The following is a 23,155-nucleotide window of genomic DNA, read 5'->3' as shown; positions in this document are numbered from 1 at the left end:
ATGAATATTGCAGAACAACATCGGCAACACGTACAACGAGCGATTGAAACAACCTATGAGCATCAACGAATTGCGGCTAAGAAGACTTTTGACAAGTTTTCGGCAGGCGCTCGAGCAGTCGTCGTTGCCGCAGAAATGCAATCAGGAAAGTCAGGTATCGCTCTTGTACTTGCTGGATTACAACGCCTTGCCCTGTCAGATGAAGCAATCTGCGATAGAAAACGTCTAAAGGATACCTTGTACCTAGTTACCATGGCTGATGTGGCATTACAGGAACAAGCCAAAAGAGACTTAGCTCCGACACCTAACATCGTTATAAGTAACTTTGCCAATTTCGAATCCGCTTTAGTAACCGACTTTAAACACCGGGCTCCCAAACTCATTATCATTGATGAATGCCACTATGGCAGCCACATTGAGGCTATTAGATACAGCCGGGTATTTGACTACATCGAAAAAGAAAACACGGAATGTTGTATTGTTTTTATATCAGCAACACCATTCAGTGCGCTCTATTCTGCTGGCGCCGATTCAATCCTAAGACATAATTTCCACACTAAGCTGGTGTTCCATAAAACGGGCAGTGACTACCATGGAATCCGCGAAATGCATCGACACAACCAACTTATCAAGTTAAGTGAAGATCAACGGGATTTTTGTGATGATTCGTTATTACAAAAGCGTTTCATTCGTCAATTTATGGAACACGAAGGGCCAGGTTGGTCACTCATCAGAGTCCCATCCAGTCAAGCTAGCACTGCCAAACAAGTGCTGATGGCTCATGGTATTGCCGAAGAGCAAATCTACATTATCGGCCAAAAGCTCGTAGGTGTAGCCGAGCATGAACTTTGCAGTATTGATGACTTTAAGTCGGAATATGAAACAGCGGCAATGTTCGACGACAAACTGATTGCAATCACTGTGGCGGGCTTTCGCGCTGGTGTAAACTTTGGCCAAAATATGAAAGAAAACTTGATCAACACTTGGGATAGCACAATCGCAAATATTGCAGCCGTTGTTCAAGCTAACGTCGGCAGAGCATGTGGTTACCATCAAAATACCCAAGCCAAGCACTTTACCAACCTTGATGCGGTGAGAGCCTATTCAGATCTGCTCGATCATCTTGAAGCCAAAGATAATTCTGAAGACTTTGAAGGTTTACACCAACTCTTTGAAGATATCTGCGACAAATATCAAGTGAGAGGAATCGATCGCGGCACAATGATCGCACCGGAACCACAAGTTCAACTAACTAAAAAACTTGATGATTCAGCGACCTATCTAACTAAGGGATATATCGCCGTGCCCGCCAAGCTCTCCTGTATAGACGCAGATTTTAGTGCCTATACGTCTGATCCTGAGGTGCTTGAAGCCATTCAGCTCATCCGCGGTGAATTTTTAGCAGAAGGAACACCCTACCCGAAAAGTGGTCGAGCCATGAAAGGCGACGACAAAAACTGGATTAAAGCGCAATGGGTCAATGGTGTCACTTATGACGACTACACGCCAAGTTGTGCTAAATCAAGAGCAATTGATTTCACTGCTAAATTGAACGATGGCATTGAGGTGGAATTCAACCAAGTGGTAAATCCTGGCGGTGGAGAAATAACGGCAGATAAACGCATAATGGCAACTATCTTTAGCACTTACAATTTATCACGCAAAAAAGATGCTTTTAAACGTGCAATGGATGCCGATGACATGACAGAAATTTGCCAACTTCTCGGCTGCGAATATGACAATACGCTCATTCTACTATATCAACGGGGCGAATTTTCTCAGTCACTCACCGACCAAAAACGGCAGGATCCAATCCAAATTTCAAAAATTCGCAGTGACAGTGTCTTTAAATAACAAAGCCGCTATAAAAAGCGGCTTATCGTCATAGAATATGCTTAATAGCAATCAGCTTTGCTTGCCTTAGCGATCATCTCTTTCTGTTCTTGAATGGTCTCTTTCACAATCTTGTCAAAGAACTTCTTTTTCTCTCTAGATGATGCATTACGCACAAAATCAGAGAAAGCTGTTGATTTAACTCTTTCACGCTTAGATAGCATCACTTCCCCCCTTATGTAACTGGATTTAGGCCAACGATGGCTTCTAAGGACTGGCGATTGTACTTTTTGCGCAATAACGCGTCAATGTCAGTCACATTAAAGTGGGGGTTATCGTTGTCACCGTCAATGTTTTTTTCGATGAACGTAATATTAATTTTGTCTTTAAAATGGCGTTTAAGTTCACTCACCACTCGTTGTGACTCCAAAAATTGCTCAACGAACACAGACTCTGGCACACGACGACCTTCTACCTTCTCTCTCGCCTTGACCAACTGCCATGCTTGCTCAGGCGCTTGGTACACAAAGATCACCATCACAAAGCGATTTTTCTTCAATGAACGCTCAATGTTATCTTTTGCTTTGTCAAAACTCGACAGTGTCGAGTCTAAGATAAAACTAACACCGTTCTTCAGTGCCTTGTCGTGTATAGCTTCCACTAAAAGTGTAGCCGGGCGCTGAAACAACGGCGAATTCAAGCCGTTATAATCTTCAAACTCTTTTCTCAGTTCATCGTTTTCAATATGCACCAAGCCTTGACCATGCTCATTAGCAAATGCGCGGATCATCGCACGGGCCGTTTCTGTTTTACCTGCACCAGGGGAGCCTGCCATAAAAACAGATACCGGAGATTCCTCCTGCGGTAAATGATCAACTAACCTGTTGGCCACCGCTTTTTTCATTTTCTTGGCTTCTTTGGTAGCTTTCTCAGTGATCTGTTGATCGTCCATGGCTAAATCCTAACTATTGGTAATTTTCAGCACAGGCGTTAAACACTCCTGCAGGCTTAATCCACCATGGTTGTAATAGTCACCAGCGGTAAAAGCGCCGACCCCCGGTGCCATGGCAAGCGATACTGCATTATTCCAATGCCAGCCCACCTGCGGAAGATCGGTCGAGGCGTTATCATGCAAAATGGCGCAGCGGGACAAATACTTACGCACCAGTGGCTTATCCAGCTCAACCTTCGGCAGTTTGTCCGGCAACCACAACCAACCATGGTCTGTCACAATGTGAACCTCACGCCAGCCGGCATCCAACAGATGGCAAACCCTATCGGCCACTTCATTGAGCACAGCATCAATCCCCAAAGGCAATTTGCGCTGCTGCTGGTGGCCCAGGTTATCCAGGTCGCCAGTTTGTAACCAGGCAAGTCCTTCTTGCTCGCCACTATCGAGCCCCTCTAAATACTGCCATCCGTGTTCTGCCAGCAGCTTTTTAAGGTGATAAGCACTGAAATCACTCGAAGTCGCCGCAACAGACGGCGTAAAGTCCTGGGTATCCTGCGCTCCCGTTAACAAGCCTGCAATGGGTGTCACTGCAGCTTTAGCGGTGTCAGTCAATGACGGCAATGCACACCACTGGCTAGTCAGCGTGGCCTGTATCTGGCGCGCAAGCAGTTTTTGCTCCAACCATTTGGCGCAGTCATAACGCAAACCATCAACAAAAAACACCACTAAACCTTTGGCAAGATAACCCGCTGTGGCCTCGTTAATCTCCCCATCGCCAGGGTAACCCTGACGCCTCACCAATCCCTGGAAGTTATGGGTCACTTCAGAGAGCCAAGGGGAATAAATAAGTGCAAGTACTTCTGCCACCAGCTCTTGCTGCTGAGGCTCTATTGCCAGTGCCATCGCCTGCAGCGCGGCGGCATCGGCTTGCCAATAAGTTTCACAGTAAAGGGCTGCCATCTCTTGAGGTGATTGATGAGTAAACGGCTGCGCCGTCAGCTTCGCCACTTTGGCAAGCTCGGCCAAAATTTGCAGATACTTAGATTGTCCTAAGCGATACCAAAGCCAGCCTTCACGCACCTGGTGGGCTTTATACAAATCCGCAATGTTGCTCCTAACCAAGCTCAGTTCGCCCTGCCCCAACGCCACTATGGCATTCATCAATCGCTGCTCTTCGCGGGCGTTTTCGATGGGGTAATGACTAAAATCCGCCGCCAAATCGACTGGCACAAGTGTAGCAATCGCAGTGAGGAGAGAATGCAGATTATGGGCCGAATCCTCAAACCGCTGCCACACCGCAGCCCAAGGCCCCTCGGCATTAAGCATGGCTGCCAACATCTGCTGATGGGTATCATCACCTGGTTTCAGACCGAATTCACTCTCACAGGTTTGGCAAAATAGCTGCCACTTGTTTTCATCCCACTGGGCACGTTTCTGGCTGGGATGATTAAGCCACCCCAGCAAATCTTTAATGGGATCGTTAAATACCAACTCTTGAAAGTCTTTCGCCTCTAAACGACGACCTTTAAGTGCATCCACTTGGGTTTCAAGTAAATCACGTAGCACTTTGGGAATGACCTCTTGAGTGCTGTTATCTTTAGCCACATCCAGCTCTAGTCCAACCCTTGGGTTCGTCAAAAACGAGCCAACACTCCAGTCTCGTCCAGCAGTATTATAGGCCCACCAGCTTCCGCGATATTGTAACTCTGCAAGCGGCCGTAAATAATCCGGACAATCCTCAATGGCGCGCAGCGCCTTACGACTCACACCAGGGAGATAGATGATGGGCGTGCGTCCTTCAACCAACGGCGCTTCGTCTAATACCCCAGCAATGGCACACTTGAGCCAAATCGCAGGACCTGTGCGCTGTGATGGTTCATAGTCACCCAACTCCAACAACTCAGGTAAATACTCTTTGATTAATGGCATCGCACTTTGCCATTGACACAGCTCATCGGTCCACAACACCGCAGCAGGCTTGACTTGAACTGACTTGTTATAGGCAGCAGCATTTCTCAACTGCTCGATTAAATAGTTAACAACTAACATCTAGACCCCAATTCTTCTTGCATAAAGTGACCAAGTCAGCTTGTCGGCGGGCTAATACGTCCGGTGTCCAATTAACCTCACTTAGCACCTGCGTCGTCAACACATACGATGACACCCCACTTTTACCGCCAAAATAGGCTGTCTTCTTACGCTCAAAATCAAAATTTGATGCTGAAGAATTTCTACGTTGGGTGAGTGGTACCAGGTTAGCTAAGCGATGCGTCCAGCTGTCGCGAATATCAACATCTGGCCAATTCACTTCCCATTCACTGCCGGCTTCAACCGTTTGCGGTAATACATGTTCAATGGTCAGAATCGAATGGTCATATTTGGCGGCAGCATCTGTCAGAAATGAGTCTGTTCTCAAAATCAGGTAATTACGTCTACGCGCAGTTAAATAGTAAACATTGCCATCAATTGCAGCTAAAAACTCGCCTTGCTCATTTTGCGTTAAATTAATACAAGTAATACTGGGTGAGACAGCGGCATCTATTTCAGCCAAAATTTGGGCATAACGTTCTATCCGTTCATTAATATTAGCGGCACAGATGTGTAGCTTGGCAGCTAAACGTTCTAAGCTGGAAACAAAGTCTAAAACCGCATCACTGTCTGTGCCAAACTTAGCCAGATAGTGAATAGCAACGGGTAACCAGTCAGAGTTATCAATCCTGTTTAACCAATAAAACAACTGATTAATATCGCCAGCATTTTGAGTCGCTTGGTAAGCGCAATCCCTTGCTATTAAATAAGCATCGGCATAAGGAGTAATAACATTATTAATCAACACCTCAGGATGGGTCACCTTGCTCAGCACATGCTCACGGAATTCATCGATTAGCGCACGTTTTGCCTTACTTTTGGCGTAAATCATCCTGATATAGGTTAGAAGATCGTTGAAACCATTACGCCCGGTTTCTACCTCTATCTCTTCCCATTTATCATTAAAAGATTCGCGCTTCGCTTCTGAGATCTGTCCAATTGCCTCAGCTTTTATAAGATCCGATGGCAGCAAATCCAAACCACGGTTATTGAGCACAGAAAAGACACGGAAAGCAGACTGCTGACTGGGCGACGTCACCGCCACCAAGAAACAACGCGTCATCAAAAACATACCAAACTTAATAAGCAGTTCATCCTCAGTAAACTTGGACTGCAGTTTTTCCTTTAGCAACAACGCATTTTGACGAATATTGATTTGTGATTCATTTTCCAACGTCGCAATATCGAGTGCCGCCAATGCGGTAAAATTCAAAGCTTGCACTGTGTCAGCAAAAAATGTTCTATCACGCTGACGTAACGCTAATCTGGGTTTTGCGGGTATGCCCTGCAATTTTTTACCGGGCTCTTGGATATATGCAAAGCACTCGGCGCGAGCCTCTTTATCGTCAATAAGTGACGTCAATGCAGCAATCAAAATCGTCAGTGTGGTGAGTCGTTGCTGACCATCGATCACTTTGGCATGGGGAATATTTTCTTCTTTGATGAGCACAATACTGCCCAAGAAATAACTTTCCTCAGCCTCATGACTGTAAAAATCGTACAGATCATCAAACAACTCTCCCGCCTGTTCGGTCGTCCAGGCATAAGGTCGTTGATATGGCGGGATTTCATAATCAAAATCAGAGCTAAAAATCTTCGACAGTGGGTATTCCGCCCCAGTAATATTTTTGGACATCCCTGTTACTCCTGCTTGTCCCTAGCCGCTTGTTTTTCGGCCAGGCTTAAGTGGTGGTCGTTGATGCGGGCGCCTTCTTTTTCGCCGTATTCTGGGCCTAAGTGATACCAGGGGGCGGAGGCCACGTCGGTGCCGCGGTCTTTATTCCAGTTGATATTGGGCTTGGCGCGCAAAATACCGGCGCCTTTTTTGCCTATATCTGGCGCTTGGATAAAGGGGCGGATATTAAGGCGCACGCCGTCGTTTAAGTCCGGGTGCCAGCCCATGGGCTGCTCGTGCAGCGGTTTCCAGCGCACAAAGATATCGAGGCCACTCTTGGTGCTAATGGCATCACCCTTGAGGATGGCTTCGAGGGTGTCTTTCAGGTTTTTGGCGGCCATCAAACGGCTGTCGGCGCCATCAACGCCCTCTTTCACGCCGTGCTCCTGGGTGCGGATCCACTCGCCAAGATAGGTGTAAATCAGCCGCTCTAAGCCTTTGTAATCGAGCTTATGGTAGTTTACTAGCACCGAGAAGCCGTCATTCAGGCCATCCCATATCTGCCAAATAAAGGGGCGATGCTGGAAGAGCTTGCAGTGCTGCTCAAAAAACTTATCCCTAAGCCAGGTCTCCAGGCTCTTGCTGCCGACACTGGCAAGAAGATTGGTGAGCACCTTGGCGGACCAGTCGTTCTCGTAGGCGGCCTGCAGCATGGCCTCCAAACGGCTTGCCGCCGCCTTTTCACCGCGAATGGCCGGCAAGCAGACGATGCCATCGTCATCTTGCAGCGCTAACAAGTCATCACACTTGGAAAGCCAGGTGAGCATCTCATCGGCAAGCTCCATTTTTTCATCAAGCTCTGCCGGCCAGCGGTAACCGAGCAAGCGCGCCACTGCCACTTGCAGCACGGTCTCGTCGGTGCGCTTCTCGGCGATGGCAGTCCACTTTTTGTGTTCATCCCACACCACAGCGCCGCAGGGATGACCATGGAAGATCCATTGGGTGGGGTCATTGCTGTAAGGTTTTGGTAGGCCGTGGGGGTATTTCTCTTTGGCCACACTAAGCCAATACTCGTGGTCGAATTCTATCTTTCCTAAAGTAGCATTAGTAACCTTAAGTGCTTGATCAACTTCACGAACCGTTGAGCCATAATCCCCAGATGAACAATAGGCCCAAATTGATAACAATGATTCATCACTATTAGGTTTAATCAAACCCGCGTTTTGGTCATAAGGCTTTCCAAGATAAAGACTTACCGGCAGATCTCCCATCAAACTAACCATGACTCCCTTTGCCCCCCAATACTGGGAGCCTGCTTTCCAAATGGCGCTTGTATAATTCTCAAGTAACCTTTTATCTTCCATCATGGCATACAACTGTCCTTCACCACTCTCCCAGCGGACGGTAAACTCACACCCCCCCATGTGGGTTGTAGAACGAACCGTCGACTGACATGGCTCCCATCCATTAGAAAAACTAACTATTTCCCAGAATTGATATATAAACCTTGGTCGGTCAAATGATTGCATCCCTGTTGCTGTATCAGCATGACTATTTACTAAAGCGGTACTATTAGTCTCATTTAGAGCCACTCTAAAATCCGGATTCTCCAACTGCTTCGCTTGCTCTACGCTCTTCAGCGGCTCAATCAGCAGCTGCTCGGCTTTATCGGCGGCGGTTTTGGGGGCGGAGACATCCAGACCATGGAGCAAGGCCCCTTGGGCGGCCTCGCCCTTGCTGAGAGTGATCAATATGGCTTGCACTACCTCGCCGGAGATGGTTTCAAAGGCTCTTGGCCCCAGGCGCGCCACCAGGTTCCAGGTGTCTTGAGTGAGCAGCTTCTCGCGGAACTTTTTATAGCTGGTAAGAAACAGCCAGTTTTGTGGCAGCACTATGGTTGAGCTGCCACCTTTGGGGCTGAAATCGAGGCAACGCTCGAGGAACACGGTCGCTAAATCGGACTTTGCTTCGGGGTAATAGTTTTCACAGAAATCTTTTAGGGTGTCGCACTGCTTACCTCGGGCAAGATACGGCACATTGGTGGCCACCAGGGTGTATTGATTGGCCAGAAGCTTAGCCGCCATCGCCAGGCCCTGGGCGGTGACTTGGGCGATTTGCGCTTCGTCACCCAGGTTTTGCATACCAGCCTGCGCATCCAGCAACACTTGCCAAGGTGCGGGCTCTCCCTCTGTTTTTCCGTGGTAGTAAGCACTATTGACATCAATCAGGCTACCCAACACAGGCGCGTCTTTAAAGGTGCGGGCAAACCAGCTTAAGGCATCGCTTATCTCTGGGCGCTGTTTGGCCAGCGCCTGCCACTCGCTGCCAAGGGCACTGACATCCAGGCCCGAGCAAGCCAAATTAAGAGCCGGCAAACTGCGATAACCGCCGGCGTTAGGATAGCGCCAGGCCTCCAGCGCCAGGGCAAAGGCGGCGATTTCGACGCAGCGGCTATCGAGCTCCAAACCATGGAGGTTGTCACGCAGTATCCGGTCGATGGCGGTTTTGGCATCTATTCCCTCAAGCTCAATACGCATCGGCACCAACATCAAAAACAGCGCCACCAAAAAGTGGCCGGAGCCACAGCAAGGGTCGAGGGTTTTAAGCGCAGCGATATCCTCTGGCCAAGCCTCAAACCAGCCACCCGCCGCTTGCCACAGCACGCCTTGGCTATCCTTGGTTTTCACAAAGCGCAGGTACTCCAGCGGTACGCCAGGAATAGCGGCGGCGCGGCGCAAAGTCGCCTCGTCGCTGGCGCTACGCAGGTCGGCATCGGTTAAGCGTTTTTTCGCCCACCAGGCGCCCAGGCTATTGTCGAGCAAAAAGCTCACCATATAGGGCTCGGTAAAGAGCTGAGTGACCGGACTTAGCTCATCGGCGCCAATGGGGACACCGGCGGCATTCACCTCTTCTTTACGCTTGCTTTGCCAAAACTGATAACACCAGCCGAGACTATCCTGAGCCGTGAACACCGCCGTTGGCAGGGTGAGAATGAGGTCTTCAAGCTCGCGCACCCGATCAATGGCGAGCGGTAAGGCAAACACCGGCGAGTCAGTGCGAAATATCTGCGGCAACATCCGCTCGGCCAATACTCCAGCGAGCTGCCAGCCATCTTTTACGCCTTCATCGGCAGCCAGCTCCTGACACTCGGCCAGGGTGACGGCTGTGTATTGGTCATACATGAGCAGCTGGTTTTGCTCTAAAAAGCGGGCAAATAGCATGCGGTGCCAATGTTCATAGGCCATTTCGGCGCTTAGGTGCGCTATGTCTTGCTTGCCATTGGTGTGCAACCTATCCCCGAGCTGGCGGGCATGGGCGCGCAGGCAGTTACGCAGCGCTCGCTCATCATCGTTTAGGTACGACGGCGCCTCGCCTAAGCCAACGCCTAAGCGGGTTAAGGCCTCGAGTGCGGCAATCTCAGTCAGCTCTCGGGCACGGACAACGGCTTTTTCCAGCAAGTTTCTGAGGGTTTTATCCAGGGCTTGACGCATAAGAGGTTCTCTATCTCAACTAACTGTCATTTGAGTGAGCCTTGCCCTATTTGGGCAAGGCTCAAATTAACGTGGCTCTTGTAAAGAGCTCTTGTTAAGGGCTCTTTTTCTGGGTGCTTTATCAGCGCTACTTTAACGACGCAGGGCGATTATCGTTAAGCGCCGCCATGACATCGGCCCGCACCTGCTTAAGCCAGGCATCGAGCTCAGCTTCGGTATTAATCACCACCTTGGACAGCTGCACCTGCTTGGCCTTGGGCACTAATCTGTCTACCGCCTCTTGCCGTACCCGACTAAAGCGGCCAGCCAAGGCGGAGGTTTTGTCGCTCCATTGGGTGAGCGAGGTGTTTTCGATGCTGTCGATCACTCTGTCGTTGCCGGAAAGCGGCTGCATCTCGAGGTTATCCAAATGGTGCTTGGTTAACAGCTCGCTTTGCTGAGAGCTTGAAAGCTGCGCCCAAATGGCGTCTTGCTCAAGCTCTTGCAAGCAGGTTTGATATTCCTCCTGGAAGTCTTGATACTTCTTCATGATGGCTAGGCGAATCGCTTCAATGGCCTGTTTGAGCAGTGGTTCTATGGGGTTAGGCTCAGCCAAGAGACTGCGATTTTGCTCGATAGCACGTTTTTCACTATCAAGGGCATCGTATCCCGCTAAACCTTGACAGTGCTTGAGTGCAGCCTTGAACTCGTCCCATAGGTAAAGACGAGTACTGACTTTATCTGCCTGCGCTTTCCATTGTTCCAACTCTTGCAGAATAATGGGCTGTGATTGATAGGCGGCAAGCAATTGCGCATTACCTGACAAGACTTCAATCTCATTCAAGTGCGGGGTTGCTGGCGGCAGTGGCAGTGGCGCATCGCCACCGGCCTTACGGGCAATTTGCTTAGCCTGGGCTATCGCCTGGCTTAGCTTGGACTGTTCTTCACCGTTAGTACAACTCACCCCAATGGCATTGATTAAACTGCGCACCTTGAGGATTTGCACCGTACTTAGGCTGACTGTTTCGGGGCGGAATTTAGTTTGGCCGACTTTGGCGCGCTCAAGGCTTTTGGCATCGAGCGGTTTTTCTTGGCCATCGGTCGCCTTTAATACCCCAGAAGCCAACATGGCGTACAGGGCGCCGTCGATAGTGTCTTTAGGCCAACCATAAGGGGCATTTTGGAAGTTATCGCGGATTTCGGCACCAGTTTTCATCACACCGATAAAGCGCTTAATGGCCATGCACACGGGGTGTTTGTCGGCTTCGTCATTAAAGCCAATGGCAGCAAGAGCATTGGCATCGGCCGACTTACTGGCACGGTCGTACACTGTACCCCAGCCTTTGACATCGACCAGTTTGAATTCGTTGTAAAGGCGCTCGCAGGCCTTTTTACCGCCATTTTCAAACTGTTCGGTAAGGGTCTCCCCCATGACCTCAGAGCCGCCGGCTAATTGCACCATAATGCCGTCAAAAATCTCTTTTAAAATAAGCTTTTTGGTGCGTTCGGCCTCATATTTGCGATGCTCCATGGCTGCTTTGGCATCTTTACCAGCATCCGTGGCTGGCAGGCCACTCACATCTAAGGTGGTCTCCGCGGCTTTAAAATCCACAATGGCACTTAATAGATCAGAGCGGCGAATGCTGGGCACATGGACAAATAAGGTGGCATTGTCGGCGCTGGCACGTCTCACCGCATCGGTAAATTGGCGCTCGCTGCATTCCAGCACATGGGCATACAGTCGCTTATTGGCATCGGCGGGGAGATCCGCATCGAAACACAAATTGATAGTACGGCCTTCAGCCACTGTCCCCTGGTTAACTTTGGCTGCTGCCAATTGTCTGCGAATATAATGCTGAATTTCCTGACTGCGGAAAGTCTCAAGCGACTGTGGGTTACCACGCAGGTCGTTTTGCTGCTGCTTGAAGGTGTCATGCCATTTCTGACTCTCGACGGTTTGCAGGCGATATTCAACGCCAGCAGCGCTGTTCATCGGCAGTAATGCGCCCTCTTCCACCAGCTGGCTGAGTAAGCCTGGAAGTCGGGCACGAAGTTCGTGCTTACCTTCACTTAAATGTTCAAGCAGCAAGTCTGCCAAAAAAGCTTCCGTTGAGGCGATACCATGGTTGATATCGGCTGGCAACTTGCTCATAAGCAAGATCAATGACAGCAGACGCCCTTGCAACTGCTCATCGTCATTACCGGCTTTTAAGCGGCCTATTTTTTCGTAGATGTCTTTGCCAATCACGCCAGTTTGCAGCAGATTAATGGCAATTTGATCGTAGATAAAATCGGCTGGCACCACACTGCCCAAGGGTTTAAGTGCTGTTAACTTAGTTGCCTCGTGTACGACTCGAAGCTGGTTACGTAGCTGTGAGCCAGTACCGGTTTTGTCTAGCGCTGGTAATACCCGCTCCCAAAAGCGGCGACGTACTGGCAGCAGAGGATAGTCGGCGACCATCCACTGCTCATCATCTTTATTGGATTCAATAACAGAACCGCGCAGATGGCGGTTGATTTCACCCAAGTTTTCTTGAATCACACTCTCAATACTGACTCTGGCGGTTTCCTTTTTCTGCAGGATCACTTTGCGAATAACGGCATCAACATCGGTGTCTTCCAGTTGGACCGATACCTGGAAGCGACCCATCAGACGCTGCAGGTTTTGCAAGCCAGATAAGGCACTTTGCCCGGTAGCAACAAACAACAAGCGCCCTTTAAATTTGCCTGCTTTACAGCAGGTTTCGATCGCCTCTTGCACTGCATAGGCTTTATCTGGGTCGTCGGCAATATATTGCTGTACCTCATCGAGCACGATTAGGGTTAATGGCATTTCACCATGTGGGGCTAAGGCATCGACTATCGCCTGCACCATTTCAGTGTTTGATACATCCTTAACTATTTTGAATTGAGCTCTGATCATCTGATTGACGCCTACGGCATCACCACTTAAAGCTGGCATGGCGTGCAACACTGCACTGGCCATCACAGGTGACATGTGTAAGTTACGCAGCTCTTTTTGCCACAAATCTTCGCCTTCTTTCCCTTTGGCGTGCTGCTCGATATAGGCCTTTACCTGCGCCAGAATACCTTCGGCCTTAAGCCAAAGTTCAAATCTTGCCAGGTGGTATTGCTCTGATAACCCGACCGATTTGAAAATAACCGCCAATAACGCCAAACGCACCTTATCATCAACACCCGCACCTAAGGTGCCGGAGGCGGCATGTAAACCACCCAATTTGGCGCCTAATGTTGAGAGTTCGTCAAAGTGATGACTTATAGTGTCCGGCAAATCAACCAGTGAGCGAGCATCGGTGCCATCATTTATTTTTTGATTGGTCCATAGCGTTCTGAGCATTTTAGCCAGGTGTGACTTACCAGAACCGAAGAAGCCTGAGATCCATACCCCTGGCTGTTCTCCGCTGCTTTTTACGTTACGTAGAAATGTACTGAGAATATCGTCTAGCCCTTTGGCATAAGCACCACTACACACAAAAGTGCGAAGCTCATACTCGAGTGTTTCGAGCGCGCCTTGAGACAGGTCGTCTTTTACTTCGGCCACGCCGTTGTTGGCGAGTTTGCTTTCCAGTGGGTCTAACTGATATATATCGCGGTTTAGCATTGTTTCGGTCCCTCGTTAAACGGCTGTGATAGCGGTGGCTTGATAGCCCCATCCATCCTTGGCATCAAGTAATTTGTAGTTATTGTCGTGATATTCTCCGGGGAAAAACACCACCAAGCGGCCATTCACCTGCGCAGCCAGCGATTTGACCAGTGCAGATACTGACAGGAAGCCAAATAGCGCACCGCATCCCATTAACGCTACGACAGTGTCGGCCGTTTGCTGGTTGTTAATTTCAGCGCTCAGTAATTTCACTAGTTCATCAGCAAAGTAGTCGTAGCTACCTTCGAGGTATTCAGGGTCTTCAAAATAGCCTTCTTTGTAATCCTGCTCGGCCATCCAGTTGGCAAAGGCGTTGGTTAAATCGAGCAATAACCATGGATGTTGGGCCTCTATACTGGCCTGTTCAAATTCAGTCAATCGTGCTCTAAGCTTGAGTTCATCGGCCTTGTCATACACCACGAAAATTGCTTTTTCCTCGGCGGAGATGGTGTTACTCCAGGGCACACTGATATGGTTGCTAAAGCTGTTAAGTAATTTGGTAAGTCTGTCGGACATGGATTCAATCCTTGAATTCAGGAAGTTTTAATGGTGCAAATGACACTTCTATCACTTCGCTTGCCTGTTTAAAGTGGATCAAGCCTCTAAGCGTCGCACGATGAGCTAATTCGTATAAATCTGCGTGACTCTTTAAGAGCAACTTACACCAGAAACTGTTGAAAAGCCTTATACCACTAAGCTGGTGGTAATGGGCCAAAACCAAGGCAAATACCAGGTTTACATAGGTGACTTTAGGCTCGCTACGGTATTTTTTAGCCTTGCCAGTCAGATAACCCGCCTGAGTCCAGGTACCGTTTAAATTTTGCGAGAAGGACTTTAACGAAGCGGGACTAAATCTGTCCGGGTCATCTTTGGCAAGGTGCGATTCCATGGTTTCTCTATGGAGCATCTCTCCAGGTTCTAGAGATAAAATGACCTCGGCGGAACCTCTTAATAGCGGATCTCTGGCAACGGCTAACTGCAATGCCAATAGCGGCTGAGACTCCTCTGATAAATCCCACAACTGGCGAAATATTTTAAAAAGCGGAACTTGTGGCGACAAACCATAAAGATCGACCATATGTCGAAAAGTAAGCTTACGGGCGTTCTCACTCGATTTATGCAGAAGATTGGCATCGATAATATTAGCGCGGTATTCATCCAACGATGCCTGCTCTGGCAGTGACATCAACAGTTGTGTCAGCTCTTGGATCATCATGCTTCGGGCGGCATGCGCCCCATTTTTACCAAACTTGAAGCCAATTTGAGTCAAATGCGGTAGTTGCTCCATTAATTACTACTCTTTTTCAGCGAACACAGAAACGATGACATATGGTATCGTAGTTCGTTGTAACAGGTTGCTCTTATTCACAAATATTCGCACAAATTACTCGCAATCATCATTAAATAGGCATTCGCTGTAATCCATTGGTACATGACCTTGCCCTCTGGCTTGGATCACCAAAGAAATGCCGTCAGCAATTGAGCAACCTTCACCATTAGGGTGATTACCAATAATTGCATGAGGGGCATAGTGTCTAAATGCGGATTGGAAACGGCGCAGTAGCGCGTTTTCATCTGAGAAATCAGGCTCTCGCGCCTTTAACAAGGCATCAAAGACCTCAAGATCCATGAGGGTGCCGTCCAGCCAATTGACTTCACAACGGTAACCAAACTTCCAAACAATGGGAGAATTTGTCATTGATTCGCCCATGATGTCAGTGTTATTGCCCACTAAACACGAACCGATGACCACACCTAAGATATTATTTTGTTTAGCTTTAGTTTGGATAATCTTTAACGCGTTAGCCAAATTGATGTGATGTAGGCGCTTACCATCACCATGACATGCGATATACACATAACAGCGTTCGTATTGCACTCTAGTGAGGTTATCAAGCGCCATTTTAAAGCTTTTGGCTTCATAGAAGTGGGAGTGGAACAGATCAAAACTCCCTCTCAATCGCTCTAACCCTTGAAAAAAGGGTAAAACACTGACCGTATTTTGGTCTGACTCAGACAACTCCCATGGAGCTTCCAAAATTAGAATTGCATTCTTTTTTTTCATTTCCCTTTGATATCCTAACTTCTATTGGCCCTAAATAGACCACAATTCACTGTATGGCTGACTATAAAAACATTTAACAATAAAATCAGTGTATTGAATACTTTCAATTCGTATTTTTTAGCGAAAGCTTTAAGTACTTTGAGTTTAATCACAATCAAAGGAGCTTTAGCAGTTTTTTCCGAGCTAAGGTTGCATGACAATACAAGGCTTCTACAACCAATAATGTAACTAGTTTCTCACTGATTAATTGGCAATTAGATTCATTACGGTTTTACCTTTTCATGCTCGATTACAGTTATTCATTTTACACTGACTCAATAGCTAAATCTGTTGTTTCTACGAGCTTTTTAAAAAACGTCAGGCATTTTTTCATATCTGGCCGGCTTACTAAATGAGTGGCTTGTTTGTCATTAATAGACCGATGAACTGCTTCACCTCGTTTTCTTATCCATTGGTTTAGTTTGGATTGAACTTGCTCAATATCACCATCAATCCAGGTCCATTTCTCGGTCACATCTACGTATAAAAACCGCTCAAACATTCCCTTGGTTTTCTGAGAATTTGGGGTATGAAAATACTTAAGCTCAGTTTTAAGTGTCGATGTAATAAATTTTCCAACATTCGAGCCAGCCAGGGTTCTCAAATCTGCTGTCAACTTTTCCTCAATGACATCTTCGACATAGGTTTCCCAAGCAGTTAAGGTCATGATCAATGCAGCCCGCTTAAACTCCTCAGGTTCTCTTTCCCTACCTTCAATTTTGTTTAAATGGTCATAGGCTTCTAAAATCCATTCAGCATCTTGAATTGCCTTTTCAAAATTATCTTTAGCTTTTGTCACACGTGCTCCCTTATCACTGATATACGTTATTTTGCAGGTCTAACCAACTTGAAAACTGATGCAACGGGTCACAGATCTTGTCCATCGGCGACAAACTCGACCCAATAACAATCCCATGAATACTCAATCCGCTATTATCCTTACGATGACTAATTTTACGGGTTAGTCCTGAAGACACCGCAAACTTACCATCGCTAACGAGCAATATATCTGCTTGATGCCATTTATTCTTATCACTTTGCTCAAGAGCCAAATTAAGTGGCCCCTCTGCATCTGTACCACCGCCGAATGACATGGACAGAAAAAGTATCATCCGCTCTAAGCCCTCAGCATCGGGTGTCAGCTCCATTTCTGTCACTTCTCCCCAGCTACCAAATAGGTAAACATAACAAGCACGTTTTTCGGTTTTAGCCACACTGATACATTGCAACACCAGCGCCTTGGCAACATTCTCTGGTGTTCCTTGCATGGAACCGGAAGTATCTAGACAAACAATCATGGGACCACGGTTACGATTTATTTTGAAGCCGGATTTTTCTTCCTTAACCTCTTGCTCAAATGTAACCTCTTCAGTGATGACGTCCGTGCCTTCAACAGCATAACTGAGCAATGCATGCTCAGCTCGCCGGGCATGCCAAAGTTTTTTAAGGACTGGATGCCCCAAAAAAGCCGCTTCTTGAGGCAACATTCGACTGATTGAGTCAGAACGAGTAATCCCTTTGGTTTCCATTGGCACAAGCGGCATAGAAATCTCTTTATCGCGCCTTTTCGTTACGCTCATCTTAGAGATAATTTCTTCAATCACGGGCTCACCGTCGCAATCTTTCATGCGCCCCAGGGTTTCAATCACTTCACGCAATTGTGGGATTTGCTCGACCAGCTTCTGTAATCGCACCATGTTCATCCAACCATGGCTTTGCAGCATTCCTTTCAATAGGTCCCAACCAAGACCAGTGACCATACCTAAATCATCAAAAATCTCTGAAAGTATTTGCCAGACTTCCAACCTTTCGGCCCAAACTGATGGCAATGCAAATGGATGTTGTCCATTAGCATTAATTAACTGCAACCAGGCCTCTAATTCAGCCTGGAGCTGACATTCAAGTTTTTTTGCATCTGAAAGAACAAGTAAATTTTTAAGTTTGGCTGAATTGCGTTTGATATGGGCAACGGCGAATTCCTCTTTCAGCACTTCTAACGCCTGCTTATATTTGATTTGAGCTAATTGCCTAGCAAGGATTAATGCTCTTGTCTGAGCACCTTCAAGAGCAGATAGTAAATCCAATATCAAGGCATCGGTGACTTGCGGATTATTTTGACAATAAGTTGCAATACCTGAACGGCTAATTACATTAACAATGTTTTGCTGAACAGCCTCAGGTAACCAAGGACAAGGTTGTGACAATGACTCTCCCGCCAACAACTGATTTCGCAATAATGCGATAGTCATACAGCGAGTAGATAAATCGCCTCCTGGTAGGGTAGCTACAGCTGGCACCAACGAATCAGGTAATAAATCAATATCAACTAACTGCCGCTCCAAACCAGCTAAAATATTAAGTGCTGGAGCCAGCTGTGTTGGTTTTTGTTCATTCACAGAGTTCACCCTCTAACACTGCATCAACTGGAATGCTAGTGTCCGACAAATCAACTTCTTGTTCCCGTGGCAAGGCTTCAAAACCTTGTTTCACTTTTACCAGACGATTGGATAATTTATGGCTGTATTCAAGGGCGTTATCTAAACTCGCAATCACTTTAGAAAGCAGTTCAGGATTTAACCAAAGATGGCTTTCAAATACTGTCTTAGCATCTTCTCGCTGTTTGCTTAAAGCGTTAATGTGGTTTTTTATCTTCGCCAGAATTTCTTCTACGCCTGCAACACGCCCCTTAATATGGTCTTCAGAATAACTAATTGATTCCATAACGGGTTTAAATGCTTGATTAATCATAATGGCATTTAATGAAGAGCTATAACGCCCGCGACTTGAAGTTGTCTCTTTATTGTCATAGTCATCCCAATAGAGAACTTCACCTTTAGCATTTGTTTTTTGGACTTCTCCAGAGGATTGTAATGTCTGTTTACCTTTATCATTAATAAACAGTGGCCGACTTTTGTTGTCTACTTTCTGCTTTTGTTGTGACTTATCAGCCTTTAATCGTCCTTCCCAAGTTGCCACTAAACTTGATGCACGTTCATCGGTAAAATCACCATTGATGGCTACAGCTTGATTATAGAGCTCTTGCAGCCCAGAAAACTCCTCCGGCTTATTCCACAGACAATGAGGTAAAACCCATGCATCATAGTTACTCACTTGCGTCAAGCCAGAGGTGAATGCTGATACCTTCATCAGTTTTATCAACTTGAGCCAACGCCTGTCAGAAACGTAAATATTCTCTCGGTTTAAATAGGCCCGAAACTCTTTACACAATGCCAGCACAGAAGAACTCAGGGTAACCTTGTCAGCTAACTGCTGTACATCTGCAAGATCTTCTAGCTTGAGTCGGATATTCAGCTCAGGCTCAAATTTTTCAGCTGAAAGCTGCAATAATTCACTAAATGAACTATCGGACACTGGACCGACAAAACTACGTAACATAAAGCGATCATACAAAGCAGAAAGCTCCTCACCTTCCGGTAACTCGTTACTCGCAGCAATAACCGAAATTAAGGGCACTTTGTATCGACGATTACCATTATCAAATTCTCGCTCGTTTAATATGGTTAAAAGACTATTCAAAATGGCACTGTTTGCTTTAAAGATTTCATCAATAAAAGCTACTGATGCATCAGGTAGATAACCACTAGTTAAACGAGCATACCTATCATCCTCTAATGCACGAATAGAAAGAGGCCCAAAGACTTCTTCTGGGACAGAAAAACGTGTCAACAAACGCTCAAAATAACTCGCTTCAACAAAGATATTTTTTAGCCGTTTGGCAAGTTCACTCTTTGCGGTGCCCGGAGGACCTACAAGCAAAACATGCTCACCCGCAAGTGCGGCAAGTAAAATCAGCTTAATTTGTTCCTTTCGCTCTAACAGACCAACATTCATCGCAGCCATAAGCTGTGAGATTTTATCTTTACGTGAGAGTGGTTGTATTGCCGTTAATTGTGTCACAGTGGATCTCCTTATGTTGAATTGCATTCCCTGGCTTAATTCAGGGTCAAACTCATATAGCGACTTTTATGCCAATTTAGTCATTGTCGTTTTCTAGACCGAGTTTTTTAAGGCGATTATTTAAAGTTTGGTGATTGTTGTAGCCGAGTAACAACGCCGCTTTACGTTTATTCCCCGACGTAAATGCCAATCCTCGTTCTAAATAGTGCCGTTCTACTAGATCAATAATACTATTTATATCAACACCTTTTGATATATCTCTTTCGAGAATGCTCTCACTATTTTGGAACGTCGAAAGTATCGCCCTGCGTATATCAACTTCTTCCAATACGGCAGTTTCAGACCATAAGGCTGCCCTAAGAATCGTTGCTTTCAGCTCTCTGATATTTCCAGGCCAACGATGATTACTGATAATTTTTTTTGCAGCAGTGGAAATTTTTTTACCACCTAGAGAAGGGTATTCTTGTGTGAGCATGGCGGTAAACTGATCTGCTAGATGGTCTAAATCGCTTTGTCGAGACCTTAGAGGTGGTAAGGACAACACACCAATGGCAACCCTATAGAATAAATCCTCTCTGAACCTACCCTTGGAAACGTCAGCCATCAAGTCTCGATTAGTTGCTGTGATTAAATGGAAATTGCTGCTACGTTCTTTACTATCTCCCAAGCGAGTGAATTTACCATCTTGCAATACTCTAAGGAGCCTGACTTGGGCTGAACTATCAAGCTCGCCAAACTCATCCAAAAAAAGAGTACCTGAATGCGCCAATTCAAAAACTCCTACCTTATCTGAAACCGCACCAGTAAAAGCCCCCTTTTTATGGCCAAAAAGTATTGAATCGATAAGTTCTGAGGGAAATGCGCCACAATTGATCGCAACAAATGGTTTGTCCCTTCTCGCACTTGCATTATGAATTGCCCGAGCAAACATCTCTTTGCCGGTACCACTCTCACCACAAATCAGCACAGATACTTCATGCGATGCTAAAACTTGAGCCTTGGCTTTAAGTAGTAACATTTCAGGATCAAGGGTAATAATGTCATCAAAAGCGGGATCAGCATCAAAGCCCAATAGACCAAGTTGCCCAAGTTCAATAGGGGCTAGATTAGTCATCGAAGGAAAATATTCAGCTGTCAGCTTAAAAGGAATTTCTACAATATTAACGCCTTGTTCTTTTGATGCTTGATAAAAGTTGCAGGCGAATCGAGTTTTACCGAGTAATATCCACACAGCCTGCATAGCAGGTGTACCCGGACTCAATAAAACAGACAGTTGAATGGCTTCACGATTAATACCGTCTAGTAACCGTTCTGCAGCGAGGTAAATTTCTCCGAAATCAACTGGCGAGGATAAATCGGCCTTACGAGCATTGACAGGACAACTCAGATTGCCAGTGAGTAGCTCAAGGTACGGAGTAACTAGGTCCGACGGATAATTGTAAATAAGCTCAAGCCGATCAAAGGTCACATCAGATACTGTCGCCCATATAGGGCCAGTCATTTTACTCCCCTTTGATTCTAAATCGTTGCCACCAATCCAACTAACCAACACTTTTTCGTTAATTATGTTCATCCCTAAACCAACATTTAAATTTATCAATAGTAAAAGCAAACATGCCATGCTGGCTGTTGTTCGTCAGACTTGTAGCGTTTGATTATTTACAGAAAAACAACCATTTTTCAATGCATTTGAATCAATATTGCCTATTGTAGCTCTTTGTTTTTCATTTTGGTTGATGTCGATTACTACCTAACAATTAATTACCCTAAAGCTTGCCAAAATCCCCCCTTATATTTCACTTTCAACCCATGCAACAGACCTACTGCCCAGTTTCACTGCTTTGGGGAAAATACCTTTATCGACATATTTGTAAATGGTTGAACGGGCTAAGCCTGTAGTGTCAATTACGTCTTTCATTCGAATTAGCATTATGTTTGGTGTCATGCTGAACTCTTGGTAATGGTTTCTTCCCATTACCTATGCCAGTAATTTTTAATTTTTCCCATTTTTTCAGATATATATCAATCCTGTGCATATACCGACTTAGCAACATTTGGAGGCGCTATACACAAAGAGATCACCCTCCCCTGCGATAGCAGGTCACAAACCTCATAGCAAATCTTAGAAACCGCAGCAGGTATCGTCGCCGAACGCTTTGTGCGCGGCGATGCCTTTTGTAACAAGCATGCAACTATGGATTTTCTGCGCTTTAAGCTCCACCAGCATCAACGTGAAGTGTTTGCGGTGATGATGCTCGACAGTCAGCATCGACTGTTCGAGTTCAAGGAGATGTTCTTTGGTACAATAATAACTAAAGCCACTTTCAACAATTATCTAGAATGCTTGTACACGATTGTGCCTTTCGCGTATGCCATAGCTATACTAAGTAAGGTTCGTTTTATTACTGGGTTATAGCTATTTTTTCCCTCATTGAATTAAGTGAATATGGTACTTGGAATAACATCTTAAACTCAGTAAGAACAATAGAAATGACTTGTACTATATCTTCATAATTATGCCACTTTACGATTGACTTACACTGGTAAAGCAATAACCAGCTTCTCATCTTGCTGATTCAATTGCTCATTTTTACCAAGCAAAATCTTGTTTTCCAATGAGTTAAGTAAGCTTTTTATGTCATTAAACTTATTAGTTAATAATCGATTATTGTGGCTAGATGATGAACCAGTCAATAAATTGTCGTAAGAATCTCTAGCCCAACCACGATAAGCTTGGAGCACCATGGTATATTTAGCTCCAGCAGTTTCTACTAAGGTATCCGCATGATGGTAATGACCTAATCTAGTGTAAAGAGTTGACTCAATATAAATAGCTTTGGGCATCATATCTAAAACATGAGTGATAAAATCAATTATTAAAGCTGCGTGTTCTTGGGTAATAGTATTTTTACCATCTCGATTATTCCGCTGCTCGATCCACCCGATCAATTTCATCAAAAAGGTACAAAGCTCATTACGTTGTTGAGCCAAAGTAACCAACAAAGGACCAACAATCTCAGGTATAGGATCATGTTCTTGATAAATACCTAGCAACTCATGTGCAGCCATTACACTACCAATATAAGACGAAAGTTTTTCAAGATAAAACAATTGATTTTGTGTTTGAATTTCGATGGCTATCTTGTCGATGGATGCTTGGATTTTTTCCAGTTTCTTCGATAAATATACTGTTTGGATAACAATCGCACCAAGAATGATTCCTGTCGATAAGCCAGCGGCAAAAAAGATACTTTGCTTAACTGCAGCGCTTGCTTTTGCGAGCTCTACTACGTTAACTCCCTCACTAAGATCTACGGTCATCTCCTTGAATGGTAAATGTTTAACAATACTCCCTGCACCATCAATTAATTTCTTGCCTTTTGACCAGTAAACAATACCCTCGCGCAACCGCATGTGACCTGACTTAATTAGCTCAATGATTTCCGGATCAACCTTGTCCCAATCTGGTACCATTATTGTTCTAATTGTATTACTTATCATTACAACTCCT

The 23,155-nt window shown here is 46.0% G+C and carries 18 protein-coding genes; 2 read left to right on the top strand and 16 right to left on the bottom strand.

The features are described from left to right. Positions 1–1,854 (top strand): DEAD/DEAH box helicase family protein, encoded by a 1,854-nt coding sequence (locus SHEWANA3_RS09615; protein WP_011716833.1) that lies wholly within the window; start codon positions 1–3, stop codon positions 1,852–1,854. A 41-nt stretch (positions 1,855–1,895) separates the two neighbouring features. Here SHEWANA3_RS09615 and SHEWANA3_RS23590 read toward each other — a convergent pair whose 3' ends face one another. The 15 genes from SHEWANA3_RS23590 to SHEWANA3_RS23760 all read right to left on the bottom strand — a co-directional run bounded on the left by SHEWANA3_RS23590 (position 1,896) and on the right by SHEWANA3_RS23760 (position 21,913). After that, the gene (locus SHEWANA3_RS23590; RefSeq protein WP_011622488.1) at positions 1,896–2,057 is read right to left on the bottom strand and encodes a hypothetical protein; all 162 of its coding nucleotides are present in this window, start codon (positions 2,055–2,057) and stop codon (positions 1,896–1,898) included. 11 nt (positions 2,058–2,068) lie between these two features. Continuing rightward, on the bottom strand, positions 2,069–2,785 hold the full coding sequence (locus SHEWANA3_RS09610; RefSeq protein WP_011716832.1) for a zeta toxin family protein: 717 nt from the start codon (positions 2,783–2,785) through the stop codon (positions 2,069–2,071). A gap of 9 nt (positions 2,786–2,794) precedes the next feature. Next, a complete protein-coding gene (gene pglZ, locus SHEWANA3_RS09605; protein ID WP_011716831.1) occupies positions 2,795–4,834 on the bottom strand; it encodes a BREX-1 system phosphatase PglZ type B in 2,040 nt (679 codons plus the stop codon). Beyond that, the gene (locus tag SHEWANA3_RS09600; RefSeq protein ID WP_011716830.1) at positions 4,821–6,509 is read right to left on the bottom strand and encodes a DUF262 domain-containing protein; all 1,689 of its coding nucleotides are present in this window, start codon (positions 6,507–6,509) and stop codon (positions 4,821–4,823) included. The genes pglZ and SHEWANA3_RS09600 overlap by 14 nt, the downstream gene beginning before the upstream one ends. A 5-nt stretch (positions 6,510–6,514) precedes the next feature. Continuing rightward, positions 6,515–9,979, bottom strand: coding sequence for a DNA methyltransferase (locus SHEWANA3_RS09595; RefSeq protein ID WP_011716829.1), 3,465 nt, complete (start codon positions 9,977–9,979; stop codon positions 6,515–6,517). A gap of 127 nt (positions 9,980–10,106) precedes the next feature. Continuing rightward, on the bottom strand, positions 10,107–13,580 hold the full coding sequence (gene brxC / locus SHEWANA3_RS09590) for a BREX system P-loop protein BrxC (RefSeq protein ID WP_011716828.1): 3,474 nt from the start codon (positions 13,578–13,580) through the stop codon (positions 10,107–10,109). Positions 13,581–13,595: 15 nt separating this feature from the next. Next, a complete protein-coding gene (locus tag SHEWANA3_RS09585; RefSeq protein ID WP_011716827.1) occupies positions 13,596–14,138 on the bottom strand; it encodes a BREX protein BrxB domain-containing protein in 543 nt (180 codons plus the stop codon). 4 nt (positions 14,139–14,142) lie between these two features. Continuing rightward, positions 14,143–14,892, bottom strand: a complete 750-nt coding sequence (locus SHEWANA3_RS09580) for a hypothetical protein (protein WP_244096603.1) — start codon at positions 14,890–14,892, stop codon at positions 14,143–14,145. 114 nt (positions 14,893–15,006) lie between these two features. Further along, positions 15,007–15,687, bottom strand: a complete 681-nt coding sequence (locus tag SHEWANA3_RS09575; protein WP_011716825.1) for a hypothetical protein — start codon at positions 15,685–15,687, stop codon at positions 15,007–15,009. A 304-nt stretch (positions 15,688–15,991) separates the two neighbouring features. Continuing rightward, on the bottom strand, positions 15,992–16,525 hold the full coding sequence (locus SHEWANA3_RS09570) for a HEPN domain-containing protein (RefSeq protein ID WP_011716824.1): 534 nt from the start codon (positions 16,523–16,525) through the stop codon (positions 15,992–15,994). Between the two features lie 13 nt (positions 16,526–16,538). Continuing rightward, on the bottom strand, positions 16,539–18,122 hold the full coding sequence (locus SHEWANA3_RS09565; protein ID WP_011716823.1) for a VWA domain-containing protein: 1,584 nt from the start codon (positions 18,120–18,122) through the stop codon (positions 16,539–16,541). Then, complete coding sequence (locus SHEWANA3_RS09560) at positions 18,115–19,644, bottom strand: AAA family ATPase (protein ID WP_011716822.1); 1,530 nt, start codon at positions 19,642–19,644, stop codon at positions 18,115–18,117. The genes SHEWANA3_RS09565 and SHEWANA3_RS09560 overlap by 8 nt, the downstream gene beginning before the upstream one ends. A gap of 76 nt (positions 19,645–19,720) precedes the next feature. Continuing rightward, positions 19,721–21,217, bottom strand: coding sequence for a sigma 54-interacting transcriptional regulator (locus SHEWANA3_RS09555; RefSeq protein WP_041412610.1), 1,497 nt, complete (start codon positions 21,215–21,217; stop codon positions 19,721–19,723). Between the two features lie 216 nt (positions 21,218–21,433). Continuing rightward, complete coding sequence (locus SHEWANA3_RS09550; RefSeq protein WP_049796052.1) at positions 21,434–21,589, bottom strand: AlpA family transcriptional regulator; 156 nt, start codon at positions 21,587–21,589, stop codon at positions 21,434–21,436. A gap of 177 nt (positions 21,590–21,766) precedes the next feature. Then, positions 21,767–21,913, bottom strand: a complete 147-nt coding sequence (locus SHEWANA3_RS23760; RefSeq protein ID WP_173944682.1) for a hypothetical protein — start codon at positions 21,911–21,913, stop codon at positions 21,767–21,769. Here SHEWANA3_RS23760 and SHEWANA3_RS23755 point away from each other — a divergent pair. Then, positions 21,881–22,060 (top strand): hypothetical protein, encoded by a 180-nt coding sequence (locus SHEWANA3_RS23755; protein WP_244096615.1) that lies wholly within the window; start codon positions 21,881–21,883, stop codon positions 22,058–22,060. The two genes, SHEWANA3_RS23760 and SHEWANA3_RS23755, sit on opposite strands and share 33 nt — an antisense overlap. 119 nt (positions 22,061–22,179) lie before the next feature. On the opposite strand, the gene SHEWANA3_RS09540 is transcribed toward SHEWANA3_RS23755, so the two are convergent. Further along, on the bottom strand, positions 22,180–23,145 hold the full coding sequence (locus tag SHEWANA3_RS09540) for a hypothetical protein (RefSeq protein WP_011716819.1): 966 nt from the start codon (positions 23,143–23,145) through the stop codon (positions 22,180–22,182). Between the last annotated feature and the right edge of the window lie 10 nt (positions 23,146–23,155).

The sequence above is a fragment of the Shewanella sp. ANA-3 genome, from assembly GCF_000203935.1.
In the GTDB taxonomy this organism is placed as follows: domain Bacteria; phylum Pseudomonadota; class Gammaproteobacteria; order Enterobacterales; family Shewanellaceae; genus Shewanella.
This window is presented reverse-complemented; position numbering and strand designations above follow the sequence as displayed.